At 47.4% G+C, this 5,039-nt stretch carries 4 protein-coding genes; all 4 read left to right on the top strand.

The window, feature by feature from the left end; all coding sequences use genetic code 11:
* Window positions 1–1,269: efflux RND transporter permease subunit (locus VIM87_RS24920; RefSeq protein WP_331999616.1), on the top strand; the 1,269-nt coding region annotated here is incomplete at its 5' end.
* Between the two features lie 65 nt (window positions 1,270–1,334).
* On the top strand, window positions 1,335–2,762 hold the full coding sequence (locus VIM87_RS24915) for an efflux transporter outer membrane subunit (protein WP_331999615.1): 1,428 nt from the start codon (window positions 1,335–1,337) through the stop codon (window positions 2,760–2,762).
* Between the two features lie 240 nt (window positions 2,763–3,002).
* Window positions 3,003–3,728, top strand: a complete 726-nt coding sequence (locus tag VIM87_RS24910; RefSeq protein WP_331999614.1) for a porin family protein — start codon at window positions 3,003–3,005, stop codon at window positions 3,726–3,728.
* Window positions 3,729–4,252: 524 nt separating this feature from the next.
* Window positions 4,253–5,039, top strand: a 787-nt coding sequence (locus tag VIM87_RS24905; protein WP_331999613.1) for a hypothetical protein, incomplete at its 3' end; no start/stop codon positions are given.

The following is a 5,039-nucleotide window of genomic DNA, read 5'->3' as shown; positions in this document are numbered from 1 at the left end:
GACCTGGAACAACGCGGAAAAACAAAAGACATCAACCAGATCCTGGGAATGCTGCAAGGCACGCTCATGGATGTAAAAGGCGCCTCCTTTTATGTGCTGGCATTACCTACCATACAGGGCTTTGGTACTACCACCGGTATTGATATGGTAGTGCAGGACCGTACTGCAGGCAGCATAGATAAATTTAACCAGGTGACCCAGGGATTTCTTGGGGAACTAATGAAACAGCCGGAAATAGCCCTTGCATTTACCACCTTTAACACCGGGTACCCGCAGTATGAGATGGAAATAGATGAAATGAAGACCAAACAGCTAGGCGTTAATGTAAAGGACCTGGTAACGGTAATGCAAGGGTTTTACGGCAGTATGCAGGCATCGGACTTTAACCGCTTTGGCAAATACTACCGCGTGGTGCTGCAGTCCGCAGCAGAAGACCGTGCCGACCTTTCTTCGCTGGATGGTATTGCGGTATCAAACAACGCAGGACAAATGGTGCCGGTGAAAACCCTGATCAACATGAAACGGGTGTACGGTACAGAAACCGTTGACCACTTTAACATGTTCAATTCCATCAGTGCAACGGTAATGCCTAAACCGGGATTTAGCACCGGCCAGGCCATTGCAGCTATTGAGCGGGTGAAGGCCGGCAATTTACCAACCGGCTATACTACTAACTGGAAAGGGCTTACACGCGAAGAACAATCTGCAGGCGGCAAAACCATTTTCATATTTGCATTGTGCCTGGTGTTTGTGTACCTGCTGTTAAGCGCGCAGTATGAAAGTTACCTGCTGCCGTTCTCCGTTATGCTCTCCATCCCTACCGGCTTACTGGGCGTGTTCATTGGTATAAAGATCGGCGGTATAGAGAACAACATTTATGTACAGGTAGCCCTGATCATGCTCATAGGCCTGCTGGCAAAGAATGCCATCCTTATTGTGGAGTATGCGGTACAGCGCCGGCGTGCCGGTAAAACCCTGGTGGCCGCAGCGGTGGATGCTGCCAAGGCAAGGCTGCGCCCTATTATTATGACATCGCTTGCATTTATTGCAGGCCTTACACCGCTGCTGCGCGCCATAGGTCCCTCTGCCCTTGGTAACCACTCCATAGGCTGGGCAGCTGTTGTGGGCATGTTAAGCGGGGTACTGCTGGGCATCTTCATTATACCGGTATTGTTTGTAGTGTTCCAATACCTGCAGGAGCTGGTAAAGCGCCCCTCAAAACAGGAGGCCTATGATGAATACGGACAAGCCATACCCGGGCATATTTAAAAAACATTTTTACCTGGTGGCGGTCATACTGCCACCAGCTTTTGATCTTATAAACAGTGGCAGATATGTATAAGTATAAACGGAGCGTTCTTTTTCTTTGTGCAATGGTACTCACCGCTGCGGTTAATTCCTGTGTAACGCAGCAGTACCAGTCCCCGGCCCTGGACCTGCCGGCGGCTTTCCGCACAGACAGCACTGGCAGTGTGTCTGATTCAGGTATAGCAGTTATCTCTTACCATGCCTTTTTCAGCGACCCGGTGCTGCTGCAATTAATAGACAGCGGTATAGCACGCAACTATAATTTACAGGTGGCCATCAAACAAATTGATTATGCTGCGCAGGCCTTTAAACAGGCCAAATGGAACAATGTGCCCACGCTTAGCCTTACCGCAGGACAGGCCTCTATTTCCCGGCCTTCGGATAACAGCCTGAATGGGCTTACTGCCAGCCAGTTCCTGGGGCAGAGTTATATAGCAGATTATACCACCGGTTTAAACATCTCCTGGGAAGCAGATATATGGGGTAAAATAAAAAGCCGGAAAGACGCTGCGCTGGCCGACTACCTGGGATCGCAGGAGGCGGCAAAAGCAGTGCAGACAAAGCTGGTATCTGATATTGCGCAGGGGTATTATAATTTGCTGATGCTGGATACGCAGCTGGAAGTAACCCGTAAAAGCATTGCTTTATACGACAGCTCTATTGCTGTAACCACTATGCTGCGGGATGCCGGTAATGTAACCACGCTGGCCATACAGCAGCTGGAAGCATCGCGCGAACAGGCAGCAGCCATGCTGCCGCAGCTTGAACAGCAACTGGTGGCGCAGGAAAATGCACTGTCGGTGCTTACCGGAAAGAACCCTGGTAAAATCGACAGAACAGCAGGCATCTCCTCCCTATCATTACACGAAAAATTATCAGCAGGCATTCCGGCGAATATGGTAAGCCGCCGGCCGGATATACGTCAGTCTGAAATGACGCTGATGCAGGCGCATGCTATGATGAATGTATCGCGCGCCAGTATGTACCCTTCTTTAACCATTACCGGCCAGGGCGGGTTGAATGCTTTTGATGCAGGCAACTGGTTTAAGATCCCCGGCTCCCTTTTTGCAACGGGTGCAGGTTCATTAGTGCAACCCATCCTGCAGAACAAACGCTTAAAAACACAATATGAACAGTCAAAGATAAGCCGCGAACAGGCGGAGCTGCAGTTCAGACAATCTGTATTAACAGCGCTGGGCGAAGTATCCAATTCCCTTTCACAGATCGTTAAGCTAAAGGAGCAGGAGCAGCATACCAGCCGGCAGGTGATGGTATTGGAGCAGGCGGTAAAAAATTCCAGCCTGCTGTATGATACCGGTGATGCCAGCTACCTGGAAGTATTGACAGCACAGAATAATAAGCTGCAGGCCGATCTTAGCCTGGCAGGTGTACAACGGCAGCGGCTAAGTGCAGAAGTGGTATTGTACCAGGCCCTGGGCGGAGGCTGGAAATAGATCACGTTATTATGATAGTGTTATGTTACAGTATGTAACAGTTGTAGGTTTTAGATCGGCCGGGGCATTCTTACCCTGGCCTTTTTTTAATTATAAATGAACGCATTAACAGAACCAGATTGTTATTCGATATTTATATCGTTCAGGCAGGCGAATAAAAGTTAAAGAAAGTTAAATTCCCTTTGCTTCCCATTCTTATCTGAATTTTGTTCTTAAATTGGTCTGTAAATCCATCCCTCAATGAAAAAAATTGTACTGTTAGTTTTGTTAAGCCTGGGCATTTCATCTGCTTATGCCCAAATCAATTTCGGAATTTTAGCCGGTTTAAATAATGCCATACAGCGTGGCCGTGATGGTGTTGATCCAAACTCAAAATATTCGTTGTTATGGCATGCAGGTATAGCGGCAGATATACCACTGGCCGGCAGATTTTATTTGCAGCCACAATTGCTGGCAAGTGTTAAAGGCAGCGGTTATGAAGCACATGACCTGGATACCAACGTTTATTTTGTGGCAAGAGGTGTTTCCGACAGAACACGTATGGTATACCTGGAGATACCGGTAAATATTATTTACAAGCATTCATTAGGCCCGGGTAAGCTGATAGCTGGTGCAGGACCTTATATAGCTTATGGACTGGGAGGGAAAAGCAAAACAGCTATTACCAACCGGTACGGGGAAACATCTGTCTCAGAACCTACCATTAAGTTCAAAAACGAAACGCGTCCAACCTATGAATCAATGGGTAAGTACACTTATTATAAACCGCTGGATGGCGGCCTTAATTTTATAGCAGGTTACGAACTGAATAATGGACTATGCTTCAACATTAATTATAGCCTGGGGCTCATGAATATTGAGCCTTCAGACGGTGTGTTACCGGATGGAACCCATATTTCACATGGAACTAAAAAGAACAGCTATTTTGGGCTTTCCGTAGGATATTTTCTGCGAAAGCATAACTAACATTCAGCCATAGATCTCCTAATGATATTTTTTGCTGCCATCTGCCCGCCGCAAAAAATGCTGTATTGCTGGCCATAACAACAAGCCGTATTGAAAGCAGCAGCCAGGAGGAACAGGTATCTTTTCATTTTAGCGCGTTGGGGTGTATTATTATCCATCGGCTAAATTTGTAAACTGTTCGGCTTTTGCCAATTGGATATGTATATGAAGTTACGGGGGCTTGGGCGATTTTTTTGTTATGTTTAGCCTGGAAAATACCAGGGGTATAACCGTACAAAATCCTCCAGGCCGCCCGCCCCCATTCCCTTAACAAAAAATAAATGCCAACCAACAATTTTTTCGTGTATCTTGCTGATGCAGGCTTGCTTAAAGCCATATATGCCACTATATTAATTGCAAGTTTAGACCTGACTTCTCCATGTTTCCTATTTAGTTTTAAGGCCCCCTGTTGAATCCCCGTGTTGTTGAATGGCTGTGGCCTCCGTTTCAATAACTTTATTACATCAATGCTTTAATGATCTTTTATGGGAAAAATCTACTCTTTTGTATTCCTCCTGTTATGGAGCCTGTCATCTTTTGCGCAAAACCGCTTCCTGCAGCCGTTTTTCACTACGTCCGACAGCACCTACATATTGGACTACTCTCCCACCTGGGGTAGGGTATTGTCGTACAAACAAATTGGAAACAGCTACACCTATTACCTGGCCAACCTGTCCAACGGCACAACAGCAGTAGTTCCTTACAGCGGAGGATTTAACCGTGGCCGGAATGAAGGGGTAAGGGAACATCCACATGCATGGGTTACTGCCACCGGCGTATTAATAGAAGGTGAGCCGCTTGACTCATCCTCTAACCTGGCGCCGTTATACGAGTGGTACCAGTATGATGGTACGCTGACCAAGCTGGCTGATTCCGCCCGTTATGTAAGCACGGACGATCTTTACGCAGCATTCTACTCACAGAACGGTCCCAACTCAGGTCTTATGCTAAAACACCTAGGGGGGCCAGGGTCACAACGGCTGGTTGACAGCACGGTTTACGGCGTAGCTGTTTACAGGGGAACCGTTGTTTACTCTACCGGTAAATACCTGTACAGTTACCGACAGAAGACACAACTGCTTGACCAGTTAACGCCCTCCAACGGGGATCCCAGCCAGCCAGGATATTTCTACAGCCTTGCTATGGATAATACCAGGGTTTTTTACCTGAGCCACCGGCAAGGTAGTCCAACCAGGGTACATACAGCCTATGCTGATGCACCAAACTCAGGCCAGGTATTATTTACAGAAGGCGATGCCGGAGGAAATGCCG

Origin of the sequence: Chitinophaga sp., assembly GCF_036569125.1 — a bacterium.
Classification (GTDB): Bacteria; Bacteroidota; Bacteroidia; order Chitinophagales; family Chitinophagaceae; genus Chitinophaga.
The sequence above is the reverse complement of the archived record's forward strand: the minus strand, read 5'-3'. Positions and strand labels throughout refer to the sequence as shown.